General features: G+C 55.8%; 22 protein-coding genes. 19 read left to right on the top strand and 3 right to left on the bottom strand.

All coding sequences use genetic code 11. The annotated features are described in order from the left end of the window. Positions 1–63: 63 nt before the first annotated feature. The gene (locus NFS31_RS03300) at positions 64–552 is read right to left on the bottom strand and encodes a HepT-like ribonuclease domain-containing protein (RefSeq protein WP_251491586.1); all 489 of its coding nucleotides are present in this window, start codon (positions 550–552) and stop codon (positions 64–66) included. A gap of 295 nt (positions 553–847) precedes the next feature. On the opposite strand from NFS31_RS03300, the gene nusB reads away from it, so the two are divergent. The 10 genes from nusB (at position 848) to pdxR (ending at position 11,599) form a co-directional block, all read left to right on the top strand. Beyond that, positions 848–1,291: a transcription antitermination factor NusB gene (gene nusB, locus NFS31_RS03295; RefSeq protein WP_251491584.1), complete on the top strand. Its 444-nt coding sequence runs from the start codon at positions 848–850 to the stop codon at positions 1,289–1,291. A gap of 3 nt (positions 1,292–1,294) precedes the next feature. Beyond that, entirely contained in the window at positions 1,295–2,527 is a 1,233-nt protein-coding gene (gene xseA / locus NFS31_RS03290; RefSeq protein WP_251491582.1) for an exodeoxyribonuclease VII large subunit, read from the top strand. 66 nt (positions 2,528–2,593) lie between these two features. Then, entirely contained in the window at positions 2,594–2,812 is a 219-nt protein-coding gene (xseB, locus tag NFS31_RS03285) for an exodeoxyribonuclease VII small subunit (RefSeq protein ID WP_251491580.1), read from the top strand. A 5-nt stretch (positions 2,813–2,817) separates the two neighbouring features. Further along, positions 2,818–3,702 (top strand): polyprenyl synthetase family protein, encoded by an 885-nt coding sequence (locus NFS31_RS03280; RefSeq protein ID WP_251491867.1) that lies wholly within the window; start codon positions 2,818–2,820, stop codon positions 3,700–3,702. A gap of 99 nt (positions 3,703–3,801) precedes the next feature. Beyond that, positions 3,802–5,670, top strand: a complete 1,869-nt coding sequence (gene dxs / locus NFS31_RS03275) for a 1-deoxy-D-xylulose-5-phosphate synthase (protein ID WP_251491578.1) — start codon at positions 3,802–3,804, stop codon at positions 5,668–5,670. Positions 5,671–5,997: 327 nt separating this feature from the next. Further along, on the top strand, positions 5,998–6,903 hold the full coding sequence (locus tag NFS31_RS03270) for a TlyA family RNA methyltransferase (protein WP_251491865.1): 906 nt from the start codon (positions 5,998–6,000) through the stop codon (positions 6,901–6,903). Between the two features lie 86 nt (positions 6,904–6,989). Further along, positions 6,990–7,859 (top strand): NAD(+)/NADH kinase, encoded by an 870-nt coding sequence (locus NFS31_RS03265; RefSeq protein WP_251491576.1) that lies wholly within the window; start codon positions 6,990–6,992, stop codon positions 7,857–7,859. A 143-nt stretch (positions 7,860–8,002) separates the two neighbouring features. Further along, the gene (argR, locus tag NFS31_RS03260; RefSeq protein WP_251491574.1) at positions 8,003–8,452 is read left to right on the top strand and encodes an arginine repressor; all 450 of its coding nucleotides are present in this window, start codon (positions 8,003–8,005) and stop codon (positions 8,450–8,452) included. A gap of 77 nt (positions 8,453–8,529) precedes the next feature. Beyond that, positions 8,530–10,224 carry a DNA repair protein RecN gene (recN, locus tag NFS31_RS03255; RefSeq protein WP_251491572.1) on the top strand — a complete coding sequence of 565 codons (1,695 nt, stop codon included), beginning with the start codon at positions 8,530–8,532 and terminating at the stop codon, positions 10,222–10,224. Continuing rightward, positions 10,169–11,599 (top strand): MocR-like pyridoxine biosynthesis transcription factor PdxR, encoded by a 1,431-nt coding sequence (pdxR, locus tag NFS31_RS03250; protein ID WP_251491570.1) that lies wholly within the window; start codon positions 10,169–10,171, stop codon positions 11,597–11,599. The genes recN and pdxR overlap by 56 nt, the downstream gene beginning before the upstream one ends. Before the next feature lie 45 nt (positions 11,600–11,644). Here pdxR and NFS31_RS03245 read toward each other — a convergent pair whose 3' ends face one another. Then, the gene (locus NFS31_RS03245; RefSeq protein ID WP_331482446.1) at positions 11,645–13,069 is read right to left on the bottom strand and encodes a spore germination protein; all 1,425 of its coding nucleotides are present in this window, start codon (positions 13,067–13,069) and stop codon (positions 11,645–11,647) included. A 388-nt stretch (positions 13,070–13,457) separates the two neighbouring features. On the opposite strand from NFS31_RS03245, the gene NFS31_RS03240 reads away from it, so the two are divergent. Next, on the top strand, positions 13,458–14,345 hold the full coding sequence (locus NFS31_RS03240; RefSeq protein WP_251491568.1) for a YitT family protein: 888 nt from the start codon (positions 13,458–13,460) through the stop codon (positions 14,343–14,345). Between the two features lie 69 nt (positions 14,346–14,414). Further along, entirely contained in the window at positions 14,415–15,164 is a 750-nt protein-coding gene (locus tag NFS31_RS03235) for a tRNA threonylcarbamoyladenosine dehydratase (protein WP_251491566.1), read from the top strand. Positions 15,165–15,407: 243 nt separating this feature from the next. On the opposite strand, the gene NFS31_RS03230 is transcribed toward NFS31_RS03235, so the two are convergent. Further along, the gene (locus NFS31_RS03230) at positions 15,408–16,199 is read right to left on the bottom strand and encodes a PepSY domain-containing protein (protein WP_251491564.1); all 792 of its coding nucleotides are present in this window, start codon (positions 16,197–16,199) and stop codon (positions 15,408–15,410) included. Positions 16,200–16,727: 528 nt separating this feature from the next. Here NFS31_RS03230 and NFS31_RS03225 point away from each other — a divergent pair. The 7 genes from NFS31_RS03225 to NFS31_RS03195 all read left to right on the top strand — a co-directional run bounded on the left by NFS31_RS03225 (position 16,728) and on the right by NFS31_RS03195 (position 24,119). Further along, positions 16,728–18,638 (top strand): NAD(+) synthase, encoded by a 1,911-nt coding sequence (locus NFS31_RS03225; RefSeq protein WP_334303044.1) that lies wholly within the window; start codon positions 16,728–16,730, stop codon positions 18,636–18,638. A 152-nt stretch (positions 18,639–18,790) separates the two neighbouring features. Further along, positions 18,791–19,627 (top strand): TrmH family RNA methyltransferase, encoded by an 837-nt coding sequence (locus NFS31_RS03220; protein ID WP_251491559.1) that lies wholly within the window; start codon positions 18,791–18,793, stop codon positions 19,625–19,627. A 171-nt stretch (positions 19,628–19,798) separates the two neighbouring features. After that, complete coding sequence (locus tag NFS31_RS03215; RefSeq protein WP_251491557.1) at positions 19,799–20,233, top strand: NfeD family protein; 435 nt, start codon at positions 19,799–19,801, stop codon at positions 20,231–20,233. Between the two features lies 1 nt (position 20,234). After that, positions 20,235–21,161, top strand: a complete 927-nt coding sequence (locus NFS31_RS03210; RefSeq protein WP_160224960.1) for an SPFH domain-containing protein — start codon at positions 20,235–20,237, stop codon at positions 21,159–21,161. Positions 21,162–21,298: 137 nt separating this feature from the next. Further along, positions 21,299–22,507, top strand: a complete 1,209-nt coding sequence (locus NFS31_RS03205; protein ID WP_251491555.1) for a patatin-like phospholipase family protein — start codon at positions 21,299–21,301, stop codon at positions 22,505–22,507. Positions 22,508–22,826: 319 nt separating this feature from the next. Beyond that, positions 22,827–23,132 carry a DUF6637 family protein gene (locus NFS31_RS03200; RefSeq protein WP_251491553.1) on the top strand — a complete coding sequence of 102 codons (306 nt, stop codon included), beginning with the start codon at positions 22,827–22,829 and terminating at the stop codon, positions 23,130–23,132. Between the two features lie 6 nt (positions 23,133–23,138). After that, a complete protein-coding gene (locus NFS31_RS03195) occupies positions 23,139–24,119 on the top strand; it encodes a biotin--[acetyl-CoA-carboxylase] ligase (RefSeq protein WP_251491551.1) in 981 nt (326 codons plus the stop codon). Positions 24,120–24,206 lie beyond the last annotated feature (87 nt).

Genomic DNA, 24,206 nt, shown 5'->3' with positions numbered 1-24,206 from the left:
CCGGAATCTCACAAAATCAGGCGCAGCGAGATTCCGGGAGTACATTTATGGTTTAGGGGGCCGTCATCGCTCCATGCCGCCGCCCCGGCCTTCCTCCTGTTCCGGAAAACGGAACCTCCTTATTGCCCGCTCACAGAACTCGCGCAGGACAGGAATGTCCGAAACCGCCGTTTCCCATACCAGCCCCACATCCACAGCGCCGTAATTATGGGCGAACAGGTTCCTCATGCCTTTGATAGCCGGCCGGTAAACGGAGTCTTTTGTCCCCTCACGGAACTCCTGCGTCCTTGCTGCATTCGCGTCATGGGAAAGGGCCTCTGTTGTCACCAGATCCACCGGTTTCTTTAACGCCTGCGTCAGTTCATGGTAAAGGGCGCCCAGGCCGAACATGGAGCGGATTCTGCCCCCGTCAATCCGCAGATCGATATCGCTCTGCGCTGTAGCCTCCCCACGGGCATAGGAGCCGAAAAGATACGCCCGGCGCACGCCGTAATCCCGCAGAATCGGACAGATAATTGCCTGTAGTTCATTCATGGCGTATATTTTCTCCATAGCCGGACCTCCCTGTTTATGTTTCTGTTCATTTCCATTATATCATTCCCATCTCCGCTTTCAATAATGAGCGGTTTTTAATGCTGCTACCGGCAATCCCTCAACTTTCACGCATTTTATACATAATTCATTGTTGTAACCCGGGAATTGTGGTATACTTTGGAAAAAGCACAATCCCCCACCCCTTGTGAAAATCATAGTCTTACGTTATAATGGGAGCTTAGAATACAGGCGCGGCGTTTTTCCCTGCGGGCAGGGCGGCGCGGCCGGCCAGGAAGGATCAGGAGGACATAGTATGACCAGAAGAGAATTGCGGGAGCACTGCTTTAAGCTGCTGTTTTGCGCCGACTTTTATCCGGCGGGGGAGACAGGGGAACAGCTTGAGCAGTATTTTACAGAGCCGCAGGAGGAGGAAGATACGCCGGACGGTGCGAGCGTGGTGCTGCACAGCCCGGCGCTGGATGTGTTTGACAGCGAGTATGTGAGAACCAGGGTGGGACGCATCATGGAGCTCATTCCTGACCTGGACGCGCGGATCAATGGGGTTGCCAAAGGCTGGACCACGAAGCGGATGGGAAAGGTGGAGCTGACGATCCTGCGCCTGGCCCTGTTTGAGATCCACTATGATGAGGATGTGCCGGACAAGGTGGCCATCAATGAGGCCGTGGAGCTGGCCAAGCGGTTCGGCGGGGACGATTCGCCTTCGTTTGTGAACGGCATTCTGGCGAAGCTGGTGTAGCAGATGGCAAGCGTATATTCCGTATCACAGGTAAATGCCTACATTAAAAATATGTTTGCCCAGGATTTTGCGCTGAACCGCATTTCGGTAAAGGGGGAGGTATCCAACTGCAAATACCACCCGTCCGGCCATATTTATTTTACTTTAAAGGACAGGCTGGGCGCCATACAGGCTATTATGTTTGCGGGAAAGCGGCGGAATCTGACCTTTCAGCTTAAGGAAGGCCAGCAGGTGGTGGTAAAGGGAAGTATCGAGGTCTATGAGCGGGACGGGCGGTACCAGCTTTACGCCTCGGAGATCACGCTGGACGGGACGGGGGATCTGTTTAAGCGGTTTGAGAAGCTGCGCAATGAGCTGGAGGAGATGGGCATGTTTGCCCCGGAGTACAAGCAGCCGATTCCTGCGTATGCATCCCGGGTGGGGATCGTGACGGCCTTAACAGGAGCGGCGATCCGAGATATTATCAATATTGCCACGCGCAGGAACCCGTACGTGCAGTTGGTTCTGTGCCCGGCGCTGGTGCAGGGCGACGGCGCTGCCGCCAGTATCGTCCGGGGGATCCGCAGGCTGGACGCCATGGGCCTGGATGTCCTGATCGTAGGGCGGGGCGGCGGCGCGATCGAGGATCTGTGGGCGTTTAATGAGGAGGAGGTCGCGCGGGCGATCTTTGCCTGCAGGACGCCGGTGATTTCCGCGGTGGGACATGAGACGGATGTGACGATCGCCGATTATGCAGCGGATCTGCGCGCGCCTACGCCGTCTGCGGCGGCTGAGCTGGCGGTGTTTGACTACAGCCTTTTTGTGGAACAATTACAGGGGGCGGAAAGCCGGCTTTTTAAAGCGCTGTACCAGAGAAAGGAGCGGGCGTCGCAGCGCCTTTTGCAGTACGGGCTGCGTTTAAGGCTGTTCAGCCCCGGGAGGCGGCTCAATGAGAGGAGGCAGCGGCTGGCGGATATGGAAGGGGAGCTGGAACGCCTGATGAAGGGCAGGACAACTGAGGCCCGCCATCGTCTGGCCCTGCTTTCGGGCCGGCTGCACGGCTTGTCGCCCCTTGAGCGGATCCGCCGGGGCTTTGGCTTCCTGACAGACGGGGACGGGAAAAGGATTACCTCCGTGTCAGATGTAAACGCCGGGGACACGGTGCAAATCCAGGTGTCGGACGGGCGGATCACGGCAAAGGCGCAGGAGATTATCCGGGAAGACGCGCCGGGGACACAGCAGGAAGGGATCTTTTAATGAAATAACAGATGTCAGGCAAAAGGCGGCGCCAAAAAAGCGCGGGCGGCGGACGGAGGACTTTATATGGCAGACAAGGAAAGCGCAGGGCAGGAGCTCTCGATTGAGGAGGCGTTTGAAAAGCTCGAGGGGATTATCGGGGCTTTGGAGGACGGGGAGATATCCCTGGAGGACTCTTTTTCGTATTATGAGGCGGGCATGCGCCTTGTAAAACAGTGCGGAGAGAAGATTGACAGAGTGGAGAAGAAGATTCTGGTGCTTGAGGATTCGGAATCGGAAGGGTGAATACATTGAAAAAAGACCAGCTTTTACAGTATACAAGGGAAGTGGAGGAGACGGTGTACTCCTTCCTTCCGGAGGAAGCCGGCCCTCAGAAAACGATATTTGAGGCCATGAATTACAGTGTGAAGGCGGGAGGAAAGCGGATCCGCCCGCTCTTAATGCGGGAGGTTTACAGGCTGTTTGGCGGCAAGGGGGATGCGATTGAGCCGATGATGGCGGCGATTGAGATGATCCATACCTCATCCCTGATCCATGACGACCTGCCCTGCATGGATAATGACGAATACCGCCGGGGCAAAAAGACGACCTGGGCCGTTTACGGATATGATATGGCGGTCCTGGCCGGGGACGCGCTCCTAATGTATGCGGTTGAGACAGCGTCCAAAGCCTTTGACAAGACGGAGGATGCGAAGCGGGTGGGCGAGTGCATCCGCATCCTGTCAGAGCGGACAGGCATTTACGGCATGATCGGCGGGCAGACCGTGGATGTGGAGATGACAGGGCGGCCGCTTAAGAGAGAAACGCTGGATTTCATTTACCGGCTGAAGACGGGCGCGCTTTTGGAGGCTTCGATGCGGATCGGGGCCGTGATGGCCGGGGCGTCAGAAGAGGACTGCGAACGGGTGCGCGATATGGCGCTGGCCGTGGGGCTGGCCTTTCAGATTCAGGATGATATCCTGGATGTGACCAGCAGCCAGGAGGTGCTTGGAAAGCCGGTTTTGAGCGATGAGAAGAACAACAAGACCACATATGTGAGCCTGGAGGGGATCGGGAAAGCCAGGGAGGATGTGAAGGCGCTTTCAGAGAAGGCGATCCGTATCTTAAAGGAGCTTCCCGGGAGCAATGTATTTCTGGAGGATCTGATCCGGATGCTGGTATACAGGGAGAAATAGGGTTACTGTTCATATGCCGGCATGCGCGGGGCGTTTCCTGCGGGCGAAGGCCGCAAAAACAAAGCGGGGGACGGTTCAGGCTGCCTGGAGGGGGAAGCAATGCTGTTAGATCAATTGAATGGACCCGATGATGTGAAGGAACTGAATGATGAGGAGTTAAAGGAGCTGGCGGAGGATATCCGCCGTTTCCTGATTGAGAAGATCAGCCGTACAGGAGGGCATCTGGCCTCAAACCTGGGCGTGGTGGAGCTGACGCTTGCCCTCTACCGCGCTTTTGAGCTGCCAAAGGATAAGGTGATATGGGATGTGGGACATCAGTCGTACGTCCATAAGATTCTGAGCGGAAGAAGGGATTACTTTGACGGCCTGCGCCAGTACGGCGGCTTAAGCGGATTCCCGAAGCGCAAGGAAAGCCCGTACGACGCCTTTGACACAGGCCACAGCTCCACCTCTATCTCGGCCGGCCTTGGTATGGCGCAGGGAAGAGATCTCCTGGGAGAGGATTATTCGGTTATTTCCGTCATCGGGGACGGGGCGCTCACCGGAGGCATGGCCTATGAGGCGCTGAATAACGCGGGGCGCTTCAAACGGAATTTTATTATCATATTAAATGACAACAACATGTCCATTTCCGAAAATGTGGGCGGGATGTCAAAATATTTAAGCAATTTAAGGGCGGCCGAGGGGTATAATCATCTGAAGCAGAGCGTGGTGGGAACGCTGTCCAGAGTCCCGGTGATCGGCGACGAGCTGGTGGGAACCCTGCTCCGGACCAAGAACAGCATCAAGCAGCTTCTGGTTCCCGGCATGTGGTTTGAAAATATGGGCATCACCTATCTGGGGCCTGTGGACGGCCACGATATCCGGGGACTGACGCATATTTTTACGGAGGCCAAAAAAATCAACCACTCGGTTCTGATCCACGTCATGACCCAAAAGGGCAGGGGCTACCGGCCGGCGGAAAAGAACCCGTCCGCCTTCCACGGCGTCGAGCCCTTTGACATCGGGACAGGAAAGCCGCTTAACGAGAAGCGCTACCCGGGCTATACGGACGTATTTTCCAGGGAAATATGCCGTCTGGCCGGAGAGGATCCGCGGATTGTGGCGATCACGGCGGCCATGCCGGACGGGACGGGCTTAAAGAGATTTTCAAAGCTTTATCCGGATCGCTTCTTTGACGTGGGGATTGCGGAGGAGCATGCGGTCACGTCTGCGGCAGGCATGGCGGCGGCGGGGCTTAAGCCGGTGGTTGCCGTGTATTCGTCCTTCCTGCAGAGGGCCTATGACCAGATTGTGCATGATGTGTGCATCCAGAACCTTCCGGTGCTGTTCTGTGTGGACCGGGCCGGCCTGGTGGGCAGCGACGGGGAAACGCACCAGGGGATCTTTGACTTAAGCTTCCTGTCCTCGATCCCGAACATGACAGTCATGGCCCCCAAGAACCTGTGGGAGCTGCGGGAAATGCTGAATTTCGGGATCCGCCATGAGGGGCCGGCGGCGATCCGCTACCCCAGAGGGCAGGCATACAGGGGACTTAAAGAGTTCCTGGCCCCGGTGGAGTATCACAAGAGCGAGTTCCTTTACAAAGAGGAGAAGATCGCCCTCCTGGCTGTGGGGAGCATGGTCAGCACGGCGGAGCACATCCGCTTAAAGCTTAAGGCCCTGGGACATGCCTGCACGCTTGTCAACGGCCGCTTTATCAAGCCTGTGGATACGGATGTGGCGGACGAGCTGGCGGCGGATCACCGCTATGTGATCACGCTGGAGGAAAATGTGCTCCGCGGCGGCTACGGGGAGCGGATTACAGATTATGTGCAGAAACATTATCCGCAGATCCGCGTGTTGAATATCGCGCTTCCGGATGCGTATGTGGAGCATGGGAATGTGTCGCTTTTGAGGAGCGAGCTGGGGATTGACAGTGATTCTATATTGGAGAGGCTTAGGGGGGAGTTTGGAGATTTTTCCTGAAAGTTCCGCTCGGAGAAAAGCGCAGAGGCGCTAAGATCGAAAAGATCTTGAAAGAGGGCGGAGGTTAGCGTGAGAGAGCCGCCGGAGTCAGCTTCTGTATCCAACGGAACCCCGCTTCCGCCCGGAGAAAAGCGCAGCGGTACTAAGCTCGAAAAGACCTCGCTAAGCGCCGGCGGTTTTCTACGGGTTCCTTATGGATACAGAAGCCGCCTCCGGCGGCCCTCTTACATCCCCTTTAAAGGTATAACAGTGAATGTAAATCGTAACCACATATTTTACTGCCCGCACAAATCCGCGGCAGCATTATTGACATAGAAAGAGCGTATGATGAAAGAACGACTGGATGTGCTTTTAGTGAAAAAGGGCCTCGCGCCGTCGCGCGAAAAGGCCAGGGCGGTGATTATGTCCGGCATTGTGTATGTGGACGGCCGGAAAGAAGACAAGGCGGGTTCTGCCTTCGCGGAGACGGCCCGGTTTGAAGTGCGCGGAAGCGTGCTGCGCTATGTGAGCCGGGGCGGATTGAAGCTTGAAAAGGCGATGACTCATTTCGGCGTTCAGCCGGAGGGGAAGGTCTGCATGGACGTCGGGGCCTCGACAGGGGGCTTTACGGACTGCATGCTGCAGAACGGAGCGGTAAAGGTCTACAGTGTGGACGTGGGCCGCGGACAGCTTGCCTGGAAGCTGCGCAGCGATCCGAGGGTGGTCTGCATGGAGAAGACGAATATCCGCTATGTGACGCCGGAGGATATCGGGGAGGCGGTGGATCTTGCCTCTATTGATGTGTCTTTTATTTCCCTGACAAAGGTTTTGGGGCCGGTGAAGGAGATTTTAAAGGCAGGGGGCTTTGTCGTGGCTCTGATTAAGCCGCAGTTTGAGGCAGGACGGGAGAAGGTCGGGAAAAAGGGCGTGGTGAGGGAGAAAAGCACGCACCTGGAGGTGATCCGGAAGGTGATCGCCTATGCGCAGGAGATAGGGTTCCTTGTCCGCAATCTGGAATTTTCTCCGATCAAGGGGCCGGAGGGAAATATCGAGTATCTGCTGCTGCTGGAAAAGCCGCTTGGCGGAGCGGGCGAGCATTTGGAGCTGTCCGGAAATGACGGGAAGGATGCGGTATGCGGGGCGTCCGGAAACGGTGGGGAGAATGCCGTATGCAGCCAGGCAGGCGGGCCGGGAGCGGCGTTTCTGGCCGAAGATGTGGTGGAGGCGGCGCACCGGGAGCTGGATAAGGCATAGAAGGTAAAGTGATTGGGCGCGGCGCAGGCGGCCCGGACGGCTTGCGGCGCGCATTGTGAAAGAGGCAGGACAAGGCGGGGCATGTCATGGAGCGCTTTTATTTGATTGTGAATGAGGAAAAGGAGGAGGCGAGGCGGGCCGCGGCCCTGGTTGCGGAATATCTTCTGCACCGCGGGTGCGACTGCCTGCGCTGGGGGCTTCGCCGCGGGGAGGAGCCGGGACGGCGTTTCCGGCAGCGGTACCGCTACACGGATGTGGCGCGTATCCCCCCGGAGACGGAGTGCGCGATCGTTCTGGGCGGGGACGGGACGCTGATTCAGGCGGCTAGGGATGTGGCCGGGCGCGGGCTTCCTCTGTTTGGGGTAAATATGGGACATCTGGGCTATCTGACCCAGGTGAGCAGGCATGAGGAGATGATACCGGCCCTGCAGGCATTGATCGAGGATCGGTACAGCCTGGAGACGCGCATGATGCTGGACGGGCAGATCGTCTCGGACGGCCGGGTGATCGCCCGCGATATTGCCTTAAATGATATGATTTTAGGGCGGAGCGGCCTTTATACGCTCAAATTTCAGCTCTATGTCAACGGGCAGCTTTTGAATGATTATTCGGCGGACGGGATGATTGTGGCTACGCCCACCGGCTCTACGGCCTATAATCTGTCTGCCGGAGGCCCCATCGCGGTTCCGGACGCGAGGCTTTTGATTCTGACGCCGATCTGCCCCCATACGCTGAATTCCAGAAGCTTTGTCCTGTCCGCGGACAGCGAGATCGCGCTCTGTATCGGCGGGGATCAGGAGGTGGAGCAGTTTGTGAGCTTTGACGGGGATACGGCCGTGCCGTTAAAGAGGGGGGATCGCATTGAGATCCGGCGCTCGGAGGTTGAGACGACGCTTGTGCAGCTTACGAAGCTGTCATTTATGGACAATATCCGGAATAAGATGAGGCAGATTTAACGTAACCGTTTTGACAGGTCTGCGCGTTCACCGGACAGGTTACAAAAGGCGGATGTACGAATACAGCATTGTATTAATTCGCGAGTAAACAGCATCCGCAAATTAATGCAACGCTGTATTAGCAGGATTGAGGGATGTAGAAAATGAAACTGGAACGACACAGCAAGATTGTGGAATTGATTGGGAGATATGAGATAGAGACACAGGAGGAGCTCTCGGAGTATCTGCACAGAGAGGGCTATAATGTGACGCAGGCCACGGTATCGCGCGATATCCGGGAGCTGAAGCTCTCGAAGATCCAGACGGACAGCGGCCGCCAGAAGTACGCGGTGTTTCACCCGCAGACCGCCTTTAATGACAAATATATCCGGATCCTGCAGGACAGCTTTCTTTCCATGGATATGGCGCAGAATATTCTGGTGCTCAAGACGGTTTCCGGTATGGCGATGGCGCTGGCCGCCGCCCTGGACGCCCTGCGCTTTCCGGAGGTCGTGGGCTGCATCGCGGGGGACGATACGGTGATGTGCGCGGTCCGGACGGTGGACGATACGATTATTCTGATGGACAAGCTGAAAAAGCTTCTGGAAGGGTGAGAGGTTCTGAGCGCTGTCCGGCATGCCCCGGCGGCGCGCGGCGGACGGTTAGAAACGCTATAATGTAGGAGACGGGAATGCTGTATCATTTATATGTAAAGAATCTGGCCCTGATCGATTCCGCGGAGGTGGAATTTGACGAGGGGCTTAATATATTGACAGGAGAGACGGGAGCGGGCAAATCGGTGATCATCGGTTCCGTGAATGTGGCCCTGGGGGCCAAGGCGTCAAAGGATCTGATCCGCCAGGGCTGCGAGAGCGCCTATGTGGAGCTGATTTTTCAGGTAAGGGATGAGAAGAAGAGGCGGGAGCTTAAGGCGCTGGATATCCACCCGGACGCGGACGGGATGGTGATCGTTTCCAAGAAGATCATGCCGTCCCGGAGCGTGGGCCGGATCAATGACGAGTCGGTGACAGCCGCCAGGCTGCGGGCGATAACGGGCCTTCTTATCGATATCCACGGGCAGCACGAGCATCAGTCGCTTTTGTACCATTCCAGGCATCTGGAGATCCTGGATGAGTACGGGCGGGCGCGGACCGCGGGATTAAAGGAAGAGATTGCGGAGCGGTTTAAGGCGTATGCGGATCTGAAAAAGAGGCTGGAGTCGTTTGAGACGGATCAGGATAAGCGCGCGCGCGAGGCGGATTTCTGCAGGTTCGAGATTGAGGAGATTGAAAGCGCGGATTTAAAGCCGGGCGAGGAGGAGGAGTGCCAGGCCGCATACCGCCGTTTTTCCAATGCCAGGCGGATCACGGAGAGCCTTTCCGAGGCGTACGGCGCGGTGGGCAGCGACGGGATCTCACGGGCGCTGAAGGCGGTGGAGGAGGCGGCGCAGTATGATGAGGGACTGTCCGGCATCCGCGACGAGCTCTACGATGCAGAGGCGCTTTTAGGGGATCTGTCGCGGGATATTTCCGCTTATCTGGAGGATATGACCTTTGATGAGGAGGCGTTTTCGCAGACCGAGGAGCGTTTAAATCTGATCCGCGGCCTGGAAAATAAGTACGGGAAAACGATTGAGGATGTTCTGAAAAGCCTGGAGGAGAAGAAAGAGCGGCTTTCGGAGCTTGAAAATTACGACGTGCTGCTTTCGCAGACCAAGGAGCGCCTTTCTGAGGCGGAGGGGGAGCTTTTAAGGCTTTCAGAAGAGCTCTCCGCGGCGCGCCGGGAGGTGGCCGGGGAGCTGACGGCGAAGATTGAGGAAGGGCTGAAGGAGCTCAATTTCCTTGACGTTGCGTTTTCCATGGAATTCCGCAGGCTGGATCATTACACCGCGGGCGGCGTGGACGAGGCGGAGTTTATGATATCCACGAATCCGGGCGAGCCGGTGAGGCCCCTGGGGCAGGTGGCGTCCGGCGGAGAGCTTTCGCGTATCATGCTGGCGATCAAGACGGTTCTGGCGGAGACGGACGATATACCGACCCTGATTTTTGACGAGATTGACACCGGGATCAGCGGGCGGACGGCCCAGATGGTGTCTGAAAAGCTGCGCCTGATCGCAGAGCGCCATCAGGTTATCTGCATCACTCATCTGCCGCAGATCGCGGCCATGGCGGACCGCCATTTTGAGATACGCAAGGAAGTCTCAGAGGGGCGGACCACGACCTTTATCCGGCGGCTTGCGGACAATGAGGCCACGGAGGAGCTGGCGCGTCTTCTGGGCGGCGCGAAGATCACGGCGGCGGTGCGAAAAAACGCAAAGGAGATGAAAGCGCTTGCAAAGGGAAGAGGAGAAGGAAAGGGACGCGCGGGTGGCGCCGGACTTAAGTGATCCGGGCTTAAACCGTTACATGCGGGTTTACCGGTATTACAAGGAGCTGATCCTCACGGGAAAGCTCGCGCCGGGGGCCAGGATAGCGTCGATCCGGCGCTGCGCAAAGCAGCTTCAGCTCTCGCGGACCACGGTGGAGACTGCCTATATGCTCCTGGCCGCGGAGGGCTATATTGTCTCAAGGCCGCAGAGCGGCTACTATGTAACAGAGTTTTTTTCAGGTAAAGACGGGGGGCAAAAGAAGACGGAGAAGGAAACGGAAAAAGAGAAGGCGGACAATGCTGTGATCCGATATGACTTTGCCTCGTCACGGGTAGACAGGGACAGCTTCCAGTTTGACATTTGGAGGCGGTATATAAAAAGCGCGCTCCGCCAGGATGAACGGCTCTTATCCTACGGTGAGCCGCAGGGAGAGCGGGAACTGAGGGAGGCGCTGTGCAGCTATCTGGAGCGCCGGCGGAATGTGATCTGCCGGCCGGATCAGATCGTGGTAGGCGCCGGTATCCAGAGCCTGCTCCATATCCTGTGCCCTTTGATACGGGAGCGGGAGCGGGCCGCGTTTTATAATTTTGGTTTTCAGCAGGGAAAAAGAATCTTTGAGGATTTCGGCTTTGTGACGGAAGATGTGCGCGAGGCGTGGAAGCGGGGCGGGCTCGCTGAGGGAAGCGTGTGCTATGTCACGCCGTCCCAGATGAGGGTATGGGGCGAGGTTATGCCCATGGCGGAGCGGATATCCCTGATCCGGGAGGCTTTTGATAAGGATATTCTCATTCTGGAGGATGATTACGACAGCGAGTTTTGCTATTACAGCCGTCAAACGCCGTCCCTGCAGGGGCTGGCAGGAGGGAGGAACACAGTGTATCTGGGGACGTTTTCACGCCTGCTCCTGCCGTCTATACGCATGAGCTTCATGGCGCTTCCGGACAGCCTTCTGCCGCTCTATAAGGAGAGGGGCAGATGCTATAACCAGACTGCGTCCAAAACCGAGCAGATCGCGCTTTGTCAGTTTATCCGGGACGGACGCCTGGAGAGCCAGTTGCGCAAGGCCAGAAAGCTTTACGCCGCAAAGGCAAAGCGCCTGTGCACGGCGATCGGAGAGGTTTTCGGGGATCAGGCAAGGGCCTGCCCGGGCGAGGCGGGATTTCTTGTGCTGATGGAGGTCAAAAGCGGGCGCCCTGCGTATGAGCTTTCTCAGGACGCGGCGGCGGCGGGCGTGGCGGTGCGGCCCGTGGAACGGGAGGGGGCGCTGCCGGGCCTTCTTTTGTCCTGCGCCTCGGTAAGCGCCGAGCGCTATGAGGAGGCGCTGACAGCGCTTTATCAAGGCATTTTTAATAGCTCAGACGGGGGGAAGACAGGCGGAGCTCCTGTGCGCTGATACTGCCATGCGCCCGTGCAGGCGGAGGTTTAAAAGCCTTTTCTGTCATTGCTGGCCGCCTGTTTTTTCCATATAGGGAAGGCGGTTCCGGAACAGGCGTTTTTTCAGCTCTTTTAAGCTGAAGGGGATCAGGGGATAAATGTAGCTTTTCCCTGCAATGGTTTTGTTGAATATCAGCGCGGACAGGCTGATGGCCGTTCCGATGGCAAAGCCCCACGCATTCAGGAAATGAGTCAGCAGGAGGATCATGACGCGCAGGAATTTCAGCGCAAAGCCCAGCTCAAAGCTGGTCTGGGAATAGCCGGCAATGGTGACAAAGGCCATATAGAGCATGGTTTCACTGTTGAACCACCCTGATTTGACGGAATATTCCCCCAGCACGATACCTGCGATCACGCTTAAGGGCGTGGTCAGCATACTGGGCGTGTTGACTGCGGCCAGGCGCAGCCCGTCGATAGCGAATTCCAGGATCAGGAGCTGGAATATAAGGGCCACATGGATCTCGTCCGTTACCTGGATAAAGGACAGCCAGTCCGGGATCCAGCCCGGGTTCTGCATCAGCAGAAGCCAGATGGGCGTCAGGAACAGGGTCAGGAAAAAGATAACCATGCGCGACAGCCGTAAATAGGTGCCGGTCATGGGCGGGAAATAGTAGTCGTCCGCTTCCTCGATGATGTCAAAGATCGAGGAGGGGAGGATCATGGCGGCAGGCGAGTTGTCAACCAGGATAACGATATTTCCCTCCAGGACCGAGGCCGCCGCTGTGTCGGGCCGCTCGGAAAAGCGGAATTTCGGAAACGGGTTGTACCATTTGTGCGGATAGATGCACTCCGCCAGGCTTTCCTGGTTCATGGTCAGGGCGTCCACATGGAGGCGGCTTAAACGTCCCTTGATCTTTGATAGGAGATCCGTATCCACACGGCCGTCCATATAGCAGATGGCGATATCCGTGTGCGAGCTCTCGCCGACGCCCATGATTTCCATACGCATTCTGGGATCGCGGATACGGCGGCGGATGAGGGCTGTGTTAAAGACCAGGGTTTCCACAAATCCGTCGCGGGAGCCGCGCAGCACCTTGTCCTTTTCAGGCTCGCCGACGCCCCTGGCCGGGTAGGTGCGGCAGTCAATGGTAAAACAGCGGTCATAGCCGTCCACCAGCATACAGGGAACGCCGGCCAGGAGCTGGGTGATCACCACATCGGAATCTGTTTCCATGCCGACCTCGCCGTAGGGGAGGTACAGCTTGGAGAATTCGTGCGCGTCCTGCGGCATGGCGTCCGCTTTGACGCTTACAAAAGCCTGCATCAGGCGCAGCAGCGTATCGTCCTTTGTAAAGCCGTCAATGAAGTACAGGCAGGCATTCCTCCCGCCCACGGAAATGACGCGGTAGACGACGTCAAAATTTATGTCGGGCTGGAGGACCTGGGAGAAATACTGCATATTGGCATCCAGTTGCGTTGAGATTTTCATGTAATGGCTCCTCTCAGATTACAGTATCGCGGGAAGCATGCGCATTCCCGGGATCATAGAAAGTATGCGCGGATCTGGCGGAAAATATGAATGTATAAAACAGGATAAAGGAAATATAATGGTTATTGTTATGAAGATGTGCGGGTAGTTGTTTGTCATGGCTGGGACGCCGGAGGCAGTTTCTAAAGAATTATGCATAAAATATAAATATATGCGGACAGAAAATGAAAAATATGTCAAATATGACGAAAAAATAATTGACAACAGCAGCTTAAAATGGTATATTTACATAAGCAATAAACTATTTTAATGTAACGGTTTTGAACGTGACCGGGGGAGCTGCTTTCTGTGGGGGAAAGGCGGCTCCTTTTCATTTCAGGAGGATTTGATGAATATTTTAGACAAGGCAGAGAAGATGTACAAGAAAAAGGGCGTCCGCAATGTGGTGACATGCGCGGCGGTGATCGTGTCCGCGTTGCTGCAGTCTTTTGTCATACAAACATTTATACGGCCGGCTGAACTTCTGTCGGGCGGCTTTACGGGGATCGCGATCCTGGTCGATATGGCGGCGTCGAAATTTGGGATGAGTTTTCCGACTTCCCTGGGTATGCTGGTGTTTAACCTTCCGGTGGCGGCGCTCTGCAGCCGGAGCATAAGCAAACGTTTTACGGCGTTTTCTCTTCTTCAGGTGTGTACGTCGAGTATATTTCTCCAGATTTTCCATTTTTCGCCGCTGTTTGACGACGTGGTGCTGAATGTGGTATTCGGGGGCTTTTTGCTCGGCATTTCGATCGTTGTGGCGCTTAAGGGGAATGCGTCCACGGGCGGAACGGATTTTATTGCTCTCTATGTGTCAAATAAGACAGGACGATCGATATGGGGAGAAGTATTTGTCGGGAACTGCGTGCTGTTCTGCATATTCGGGATGGCGTTTGGCTGGCTGAATGCGGCGTACTCGATTCTGTTCCAGTTTATCAGCACCAAGACGATCTCGACCTTCCATCACCGCTATGACCGTGTGACGCTGCAGGTGACGACGCTGAAGGGCGACGAGATCATGAAGGAGTATGTGAGCGCCTTCCGCCACGGGATTTCTGCCCTGGACGCTATCGGCGGGTACAGCAGGAAAAAGATGTTTGTGCTGCACACCGTGATTTCCTCATATGAGCTGGACGATGTAATCCGCCTGATGCGGGAGGTGGATCCGCATGTGATTATCAATGTGTTTAAGACGGATCAGTTTTTTGGAAGCTTTTACCGCGCGCCGATGGATTAGAGGAAAGACAGATGCGGGCGTAGCGTATAGGGGTTACGCAGGAACATAAACTAAGGAGGATGGGGACGCATGGGAGGCAGACATGAATTTGACAGGACAAGGCTGATGCTCGGGGACGCCGTGATGGAGCGGCTGTGGAGAAGCTCGGTTGCCGTATTCGGAATCGGGGGAGTGGGTTCCCACTGTGCGCAGGCTCTGGCCAGAAGCGGGGTGGGGAGGCTGATTCTGGTTGACGGCGACAGCGTGTCCGAGACCAATCTGAACCGCCAGTGCGTGGCGTGGAGATCCACGATCGGGCAGAAAAAGACCGCGGTCATGGAGCGCATGATCCGGGAGATCTGTCCGGATATACGGGTTCAGGCATTTGAGACGTTTGTGCTGCCGGATAATCTGGAGGCGCTGTTTGAGCAGGCGGGGCAGGTGGATTATATCGTGGACGCCATTGATACAGTGGCCTCCAAGCTGGCCCTGGCGGTTTATGCAGGGGAGCACGAGATCCCTCTTATCTCATCCATGGGAACGGGAAATAAGCTGCATCCGGAACGCTTCCGGATAGCCGATATCTCGGAGACGTCGGTGTGCCCTTTGTGCCGGGTGATGCGGCGGGAATTGAAGAAGAGGGGGATACTGCATTTAAAAGTGGTATTCTCGGACGAGACGCCGCGGACGCCGGATCCGGAGATGGAGGCGCGCTTTATCGCAGAGGAGAGCAAGAAAGGCAGCGCCCGCCGCCATGTGCCGGGCAGCGTGGCGTTTGCGCCCCCGGCGGCGGGGCTTATTATGGCTGGAGAGGTAGTGAGAGGGGTGGGCGGGGTGTGAGATGGGGCATTGCCTTCTTTCTATGCGCCTTTTTGATTGCAATTTCCCAGAAAGTTACAATACTGATAGAAAGCTCCGCATCGTCCCATTCCATAGTTTCTGCTGCGGTAATTGCTCATCCGGCAAAAATTTTATCGCATTCATGGCTTGGCGTTTTAATGTCATGATAAATATCTCCTGTTTTCCATCATGTAATGATGTGCCAGCCCCTCGTTTACAGCATGATTCCTAAATCATGCAATCTCAGTCATACATGCTCTCCATCTCCCATTTCCTCACCTGTCCTGTCGCGGCGTCGATTTCAAATTCGTATTCCATGGTTCCGTGGAAGAATTTGCCCTCATATATCATGCGCCCGTCCTCATAATCCGTTTCCACCTCTCCCCATGCCACGTCGGAGAGATTTAAGCCGGCCTGTTTTACGGCGATCGCTTTGGCGGCTTCTATGCCGGATACGGCGCCCGTCTGCTGCGAAGCGCCGTCTGCCGCGTTCTGGGAGAGGGATTTTTTTATGTCATATTCCCAGCCGGTGATCTCGCCTGTGTTCCCATTTACCTCATATTTATATTCTTTGTAATCAGCAGTGCAGAAATCAATGTCGTACACGGTTCTGCCATGCTCGTATTCATTTTCAAGTTTTACAAAGGTCACATTCTCCGCTTTCTGTCCGGCGTGCTCCAGGCAGAGCTCCTTTGCCCGGTCGAGGCTTACGGGTGCAGAGTTATTCCGGGACGCGGCGGGGGCCTTGGCCTCATACTCAACGCTCAGAATCATGCCGTCCGCCGCATTGATTTCGTAATCATATTCTTTGTAGTCCGCGGTCAGGAACTTCACATCATAGACCATCCAGCCGTCGTCAGAGCCGCTCAGGGAGCGGATGTAGGTTACCTGCTCAGAGGTGCGGCCCGCGTGTTCCAGAGCAATGGATTTGGCCTTGTCTTCTGTGATCTGCGCTGCGAATGCGTTCATGGCCATCACCGCCGCCAAAGCGCCTGCCGCCAGTCCGGTTCCTGCTGCTGCGAATCGTTTTTTCATATCGTTTCCCTCCATAAATAAGATATATTTATACTATGCAGCCTTTCGCCGCGCCGCCCGGCATACCGTCTGCGTAACGGTCCAGATAATCTGGACTGTCTTGCAGCCGCATTCCGGCCGGGTGCACACGAAGGGCTGTTATTTACCGGATTTCCATGCCGATGTACCTATCATACATGATAATAATTAAAAATTCATGAAAATTATATTACTGCAAAATAAATTTTTTGCAGGAGGATATAAGATTGATAAAATGAATGCTCTGGCTGATATTCGGCATTTTCCGGCGTATAATGCTGCCAACTGCCGGCGGACAGAGAGTACAGTGAAGTATACAGAAAATAGAACCGGGAAGTTTGCGTTAAAGCAAAATTTGATGGTGGATTTATCACTGAAATGGAGTATAATGAATTTAGAAGCATCGTTTCGGCGGCTGAATATGTTTTTTCATGTCCGGCTTTATCGAATGAAGGTGTTGCAATATTTTAATTCAATATAGAAAAAAGTGAAAGGACAGGCTAAGCAATGATAAGAGATGGTTTTATCCGCGTTGCGGCGTCAACGCCGGAGGTACGGGTAGCGGACGTGGAATTTAACAGGGAGCAAATCTGCAAAGGGATTGAGGAGGCTAAGGCGCAGGGAGCGGCTGTCCTGGTATTTCCGGAGCTGGCGCTGACAGGCTATACGTGCGGCGAGCTGTTTATGCAGAAGCCCCTGCTCTCCAAAGTGAGGGGCGAGCTTGAAAAGCTGATTGATTTCACAAAGGGCAGCGATATGCTGATCTTTGCCGGCCTTCCGTGGGAGTATAATCATAAGCTCTACAACACGGCGGCGGCCATCCAGAACGGCCGGCTTCTGGGCCTGATACCAAAGCGCTGGCTGCCGAATTATTCTGAATTTTACGAGCTCCGGTATTTTAATCCGGGCTGGGAGGATGTGATATACGTCCCGTGGGAGGACGGACAGGTCCCGATGGGGAGCCGCCTTCTGTTTCGGTGCGCGGATATGGATAATTTTGTGGTGGGCGCGGAGATCTGCGAGGATGTGTGGGTCTTAAATCCCCCCAGCATCGCCCATGCGTCGGCAGGCGCTACGGTGATTGTAAACTGCTCGGCGAGCGACGAGGCCACGGGAAAAAGCGATTACAGGAGGAGCCTTATAAGCGGCCAGTCGGCCAGGCTGTTATGCGCGTATGTGTACGCAAATGCAGGCGAGGGGGAATCCACGCAGGATCTGGTATTCGGCGGCCAGAACATGATTGCGGAAAACGGCGCGGTGCTGGCGGAATCGGCGCGCTTTGCGAACGGGACTATCTATGCCGATGTGGATCTGGAGCGGCTGGAGTGTGAGCGCCGCCGCATGACTACCTACCAGACCGAGGGAAGGGAGCGCTATACCTTCGTTGACTTTTCCATGGCTTTCGGGGAGCAGGAATTAAGGCGGAAGATCGATCCGTCCCCGTTTGTGCCCCACGACGAGGAGGGGAGAAACAGACGGTGCGAGGAGATCCTGTCGATTCAGGCCATGGGACTGAAAAAACGGTTAAAGCACACAAATTGTAAATGCGCCGTGGTCGGCATTTCCGGGGGACTTGATTCCACGCTGGCGCTCCTTGTGTCAGTGCGCGCCTTTGATCTCCTGGGCCTTCCGAGAAAGGATATTATCGCAGTGACCATGCCGTGCTTTGGCACCACAGACAGGACGTACCACAACGCCTGCCTGATGGCGGAAAAGCTGGGAGTTTCTCTCATGGAGGTGGACATCAAAGAAGCTGTAACCGTCCATTTCCGCGATATCGCGCAGGATCCGGCAAAGCATGACGTGACATATGAAAATTCACAGGCCAGGGAGCGGACCCAGGTTTTGATGGATACCGCCAACCAGCGCGGCGGCATGGTGATCGGAACCGGGGACATGTCCGAGCTGGCGCTGGGCTGGGCCACGTACAATGGGGATCACATGTCCATGTACGGGGTAAACGCTTCCGTCCCCAAGACGCTGGTTCGCCATCTCGTGCGCTATTTTGCCGACACCTGCGGGGAAAAGGCGCTTTCTGAGGTGCTGCTGGACGTGCTCGACACGCCGGTAAGCCCGGAGCTTCTGCCGCCGGAAGACGGGAAAATCGCCCAGAAGACCGAGGATCTGGTGGGTCCCTATGAGCTGCATGATTTCTTCCTCTACTATATCCTGCGTTTCGGCTACCATCCGGGTAAGATTTACCGTCTGGCGAAAAGGGCTTTTGAGGGGGCGTATGCGGATGAGACGATTTTAAAATGGCTCAGGGTATTTTACCGCCGCTTCTTCAGCCAGCAGTTTAAGCGCTCCTGCCTGCCCGACGGCCCCAAGGTGGGATCTGCCGCCGTATCCCCGCGGGGCGATCTGCGGATGCCGAGCGACGCCTGCGGCAGGCTGTGGCTGGAGGAGCTGGAGCAGATGTGAGGAGCTCCCTGTGCTGAAATGCCGTAACAGTTCAGATGCCAATGGCGGGATGGCGTTTATCGTGGGGAGGCCGCCAGCGCTGGCTATGTTATCCCGGGCCTGGAAGTAATCTCATCCCGCCGATCAATGTATAGAAGGATGGAAAAAGAGATATGATAACAAGTACAGGAAATAACCGCATCCGGGCCGTATCCGCCCTGGTAAAAAAAGCAAAAGCCAGGCGGGAGCAGAAGCTTTTCATAGCAGAGGGCCCCAAGCTCTTTTCAGAGCTCCCGAGGACGCATCTCAGGGAGACATACGTATCCGAGAGCTTTCTGAAATTGCGCGCAGAGCGCGCAGACGCGCTTTTAAAGGGTTGCAGCTATGAGATCGTCTCGGATGAAGTCATGCGCTATCTGTCCGACACCCAGACGCCTCAGGGAATCCTGGCCGTTGCAGAGCAGTTCTCCTATACGCTGTCAGACTTAACGGCAGAGCCGGCGCACCTCCTAATCCTGGAAACGCTGCAGGATCCCGGAAACCTTGGAACCCTCATCCGCGCGGCAGAGGGCGCCGGCGCGACCGGGATCGTGATGAACACGGAAACCGCTGATATCTACAACCCCAAGGTCATCCGCTCCGCCATGGGCTCCGTCTTCCGCATGCCGTTCGTATATGTAAAGGATTTAAGGGAAACCCTCCTGACGCTCAAAAAGTCAGGAATCTGCCTGTATGCGGCGCATCTAAAGGGATCCGCCGCATATGACAGCGCGGATTATACAAAGAGCGCGGGCTTCCTGATCGGAAATGAGGCGGGCGGCCTGACAGATGAGACAGCCGCCCTGGCCGATAAGGCTGTGCGGATACCGATGGAGGGGCGGGTAGAGTCTTTGAATGCCGCGGTGGCGGCTTCGGTGCTGATGTTCGAGGCGGCGAGGCAGAGAAGGAGCGGGAGCGGGGTTCCGTTGAATATAGTGCCTGTCTCTGGCCCCTGCCGCGATAACATATAGCCTGCAACACCGCCCCTTAGTCTATAATGCCGCCAGTCCCAACCGCCAATCACAATCTGTCAGAAAAACTTAAGAATGAAATTTCCTTCCAAATGTTGATTAATGTCTGAAAATATCATATAATGATACAAAAGAACATTTCCATATCGCATATGGAAGGGAGAGATAAGTATGGCATGGAAGATCTGGATTGCAGTTTTTGTGGTTCTGATCGTGATTGAGGCGGCTACCATGGCTCTTACGACCATCTGGTTTGCAGGCGGGGCGCTGGCCGCGTTTGCGCTGTCGCTGATGGACGTGGGGAAAAACGGCCAGCTTGCCGTGTTTTTTCTGGTGTCCTGCGCGCTTTTATTTTTTACCAGGCCATTTGTGATCAGACACGTCAACCGGAATACGGTAAAGACAAACGTGGAGGATCTGGTGGGGAAAAAAGCGAGGATCACATCAGATGTGGATAATGACTTATCTGCCGGCACTGCTGTGGTGGGAGGCCAGGAGTGGTCAGCGCGGTCCGCAGACGGGACGCCGATCAGGAGCGGCGAGATGGTAAGGATCGAGTCCGTGTCCGGAGTGAAGCTGATGGTCAGGAAAATGGAGGAGATTTAGAATGGGAACCTTTTTAGCTTTTGTTATTCTTGTCGTGATTGCACTGCTGGTGCTTGCTTCCTGTATCAGGATTGTGCCGCAGGCGCAGGCTCTGGTTATGGAGCGTCTGGGGGCGTATATGGACACATGGTCCGTGGGCGTGCATTTCAAGGCCCCGTTTATTGACCGCGTGGCCAAGCGCGTGGTATTGAAGGAGCAGGTGGTGGATTTCGCGCCGCAGCCGGTTATCACCAAGGACAATGTGACGATGAAGATTGATACGGTCGTATTTTTTCAGATTACGGATCCGAAGCTGTTTGCGTATGGCGTGGAAAACCCGATCATGGCGATTGAAAACCTGACCGCTACCACGCTGCGCAATATTATCGGCGATCTGGAGCTTGACCAGACGCTGACCTCCAGGGAGACGATCAATACCAAGATGCGCTCCGCCCTGGATGTGGCCACGGACCCGTGGGGCATTAAGGTAAACCGCGTGGAGCTTAAGAATATCATTCCTCCGGCAGCCATCCAGGACGCGATGGAAAAGCAGATGAAGGCCGAGCGCGAGCGCCGGGAGGCGATCCTGAAGGCCGAGGGTGAGAAGAAATCCACGATTCTGGTAGCAGAGGGAAAGAAAGAGTCCGCGATCCTTGAGGCGGAGGCGGAGAAGGAGGCGGCGATCCTGCGCGCGGAGGCGGAGAAGGAGAAGATGATCCGTGAGGCAGAGGGCCGTGCGGAGGCGATCATGAAGGTGCAGCAGGCCAATGCAGACGGCATCCGCTTTATCAAAGAGGCCGGGGCCGATGAAGCCGTGCTCCGGTTAAAGAGCCTGGAAGCTTTTGCACAGGCGGCGGACGGCAAGGCGACGAAGATCATCATCCCGTCCGATATCCAGGGGATTGCGGGACTGGTAAAAAGTATTGCCGAAGTAGGCGCAAAGAATTAACGAGTGAGAGGAAACCGGATTGCTCCAGCCAGGGGACACAGGCTGGAGCAATCCGGTTTTTTTGCGCGGGGCCGCGCGGCGGAATATGCCGTTGACATGTAACTGTTATCAATGAAAGCGAAACAGGATGGTAAGCTATGGAAGATGAGTTAAAAGACAGGAAAAAGAAGAATCCCTGCCGTCTGGTTGAGAGCATCCGGTCAGGGCCGGAGTCTGTGCGCATTCCCCGCGATCGGGAGTACGGCGTGGTGCTGGAGGGCGGAGGCGCGAAAGGGGCGTTTCAGATCGGGGCCTGGCGCGCGCTTTCCGAGGCCGGAATCCGCATCAGGGGGATTTCGGGGGTTTCGGTCGGGGCGTTAAACGGGGCCCTTATGTGTATGGACGACTTAGACCTGGCGGAAAAACTGTGGGGCACGCTTGGTTACTCCCAGATCCTTGGCCGTGAGCCGGAATCCGGAAGTCTGAAAGAAACAGCCGGGGAATTCAGACGGCTTTTCAGAGAGCGCGGAATCGACACCGCCCCTTTAAAGCGCTTAATCCGTGAAACCATTGACGAACAAAAAATCCGCACATCGCCCAGGGAGCTTTTCGTCACCACTTTTTCCCTAAGCGACATGGAGCTCATGAAAAAGGATGTCAAAACCATGCCGGAAGGAGAGATCGCTGATATCCTGATGGCCAGCGCCTATTTCCCGGCATTTAAACAGGAGCGCCTGGGCGGCAAATTTTACATGGACGGAGGCGGATTCAACAATGTCCCCGCCGACGTCCTCCTTGAACGCGGCTACAAAGACATCATCATCATCCGCATCTACGGTCCCGGCCTGGACAGCGAAAAACGCCTGAAAATCCCGGAAGGAACCGCCATATACCACATCGCCCCAAGAGAAGACTTAGGCGGCGTCCTTGAATTCGGCCGAAAACGGATCCGCAAAAGCCTGGCCCTCGGCTACCTGGAAGGCTGCCGCCTCCTGTACGGCCTTTCCGGCCGCCGCTACTACATCCAGGCCCCCCACAGCGAAGCGTACTATTTTGACCGCATGATGACAGAGCTCGACTTCTACAAAAGCAGCCTTGAATCCATCCTGGAGCCGGACGCCGCCGCCTCCATAACCCGGTACCGCTTCTGCACAGAAACCCTGTTCCCCAGACTCGCCCTGCGCCTGGGCCTTGCGCAGGGCTGGGATTACCGCGCTCTCTATATAGCCCTCCTCGAAGATCTGGCAGCGACGGCCGGTATACTGCGCTACCATATATATGCAGACAGCGAACTGTCCCTTGAAGTAAAACGCTCCCTGCAAAAAAGCGCCGCCGCGCCGTTTATCCGCCGCCTTGTGTCGGAATAAACGCTTGTCCGGTTTGCGATCCCGATCCCGGCCAGCCGGAAACGTAGCCAGCGGCAGGTTCTATATCCATAAGGAACCCGTAGAAAACCGCCGGCGCTTAGCGAGGTCTCTTCGAGCTTAGCGTCCGCTGCGTTTTTCTCCGGGCGGAAGAGGGGATCCGTTGGATATAGAACCTGCCGCTGGCGGCCCCCTCACGTCCGTCATTTAGGCCCAAACAATATCCCCGCTCCCAAGCGCGCCATATAAAATAACGATTCTTTTGACAAACCCCGCACTTTTATGTAAAATGAAGGAGAACTATAAGGAGAGAATGATAACTATGTTGCAGGAAAAAAGAAGAGGCGGCAGAAATTCCCGCGTTGCGCTGGACATATTTCACATCGCAACAGGCGTAATCATGGTCATTTTTGCCGTTCTGGCATTTTTAAATCCGGAGGAAAACCGTATTTTGTTCCCGGCCATTTTTCTACTGGCGGCGATTCTGAATGTGGTCAACGGATATGACTGTTTCAGGGAAAACCGCAGAAACGGGAAAAAGAGAATGGCCGGGATTGCCCTGATGGCGGTAGGGATTGCGTTGTTCCTGCTGTGCGTTTTGAGCTCGCTTACGATATGGTGGGGGTGATTTGCAATGAAGACAAAGGTGCTTCGGATGTTAAAGGAAGCGGACGGTTATCTGTCCGGACAGGAGCTGTGCGGGCGGCTGCATGTTTCGCGCACCGCGGTTTGGAAGGTGGTAAAGCAGCTTGAGGAAGAGGGGTATGAGATCGAGGCTGTCCGAAACAGGGGATACTGCCTTAAGAGGGCGGCGGATATCTTAAGCCGCGCCGAGCTGGAGAGCGGTATGCAGACCGAATGGGCCGGGCGGAATGTGCTGTATTTTGATGAGACAGATTCCACGAACACAGAGGCCAAGCGGGCCGCGGAGGCGGGAGCGCCGCATGGGACGCTGGCTGTGGCGGATTATCAGACTATGGGAAAGGGGCGCAGGGGAAGGAACTGGACCTCCCCCAGGGGAGTCGGGATCTGGATGAGCATTCTCATAAGGCCCGCCCTGCACCCGTCCTGCGCTTCGATGCTGACGCTTGTGGCCGCGCTGGCTGTGGCGGACGGGATAAAACGGATCTGCGGGCTGGACAGCCGGATCAAATGGCCGAATGATGTGGTGATAAACGGAAAGAAGGTCTGCGGGATCCTGACAGAGATGAGCACAGAGCTGGAGTGTATCAATTATGTGGTAACCGGGATCGGCATCAATGCCAATATTGAATCGTTTCCGGAGGAGATCCGGGATGTGGCGGCTTCTTTGTACCTTGAGACAGGAAAACGGGTGAAGAGAAGCAGGCTGATTGGGGCGGTCATGGAGGCATATGAGGGCTATTACAGCCGTTTCATGGAGCGCGGCGATATGTCAGGGCTTCTGGATGCGTATAACGGCCTTCTGGCCAACCGGGACAATGCGGTCCGCGTGCTGGATCCCGAGGATGAATATACGGGAACCGCGCTGGGGATCGACCCCATGGGCCGGCTTTTGGTCAGGACAGACGACGGCTTCATAAGGAGCGTCCTCTCCGGCGAGGTGTCGGTGCGGGGGATATATGGGTATGTCTAGTACAGCATTGCATTAATTCGCAAGTAAACAGCACTCGCTATCCGTGCCCTCTGCATGCCTGCGAAGCTAGCCGTAGGCTCCACTACG

It is taken from the genome of Otoolea muris, assembly GCF_943193115.1.
GTDB lineage: Bacteria > Bacillota > Clostridia > Lachnospirales > Lachnospiraceae > Otoolea > Otoolea muris.
The sequence above is the reverse complement of the archived record's forward strand: the minus strand, read 5'-3'. Positions and strand labels throughout refer to the sequence as shown.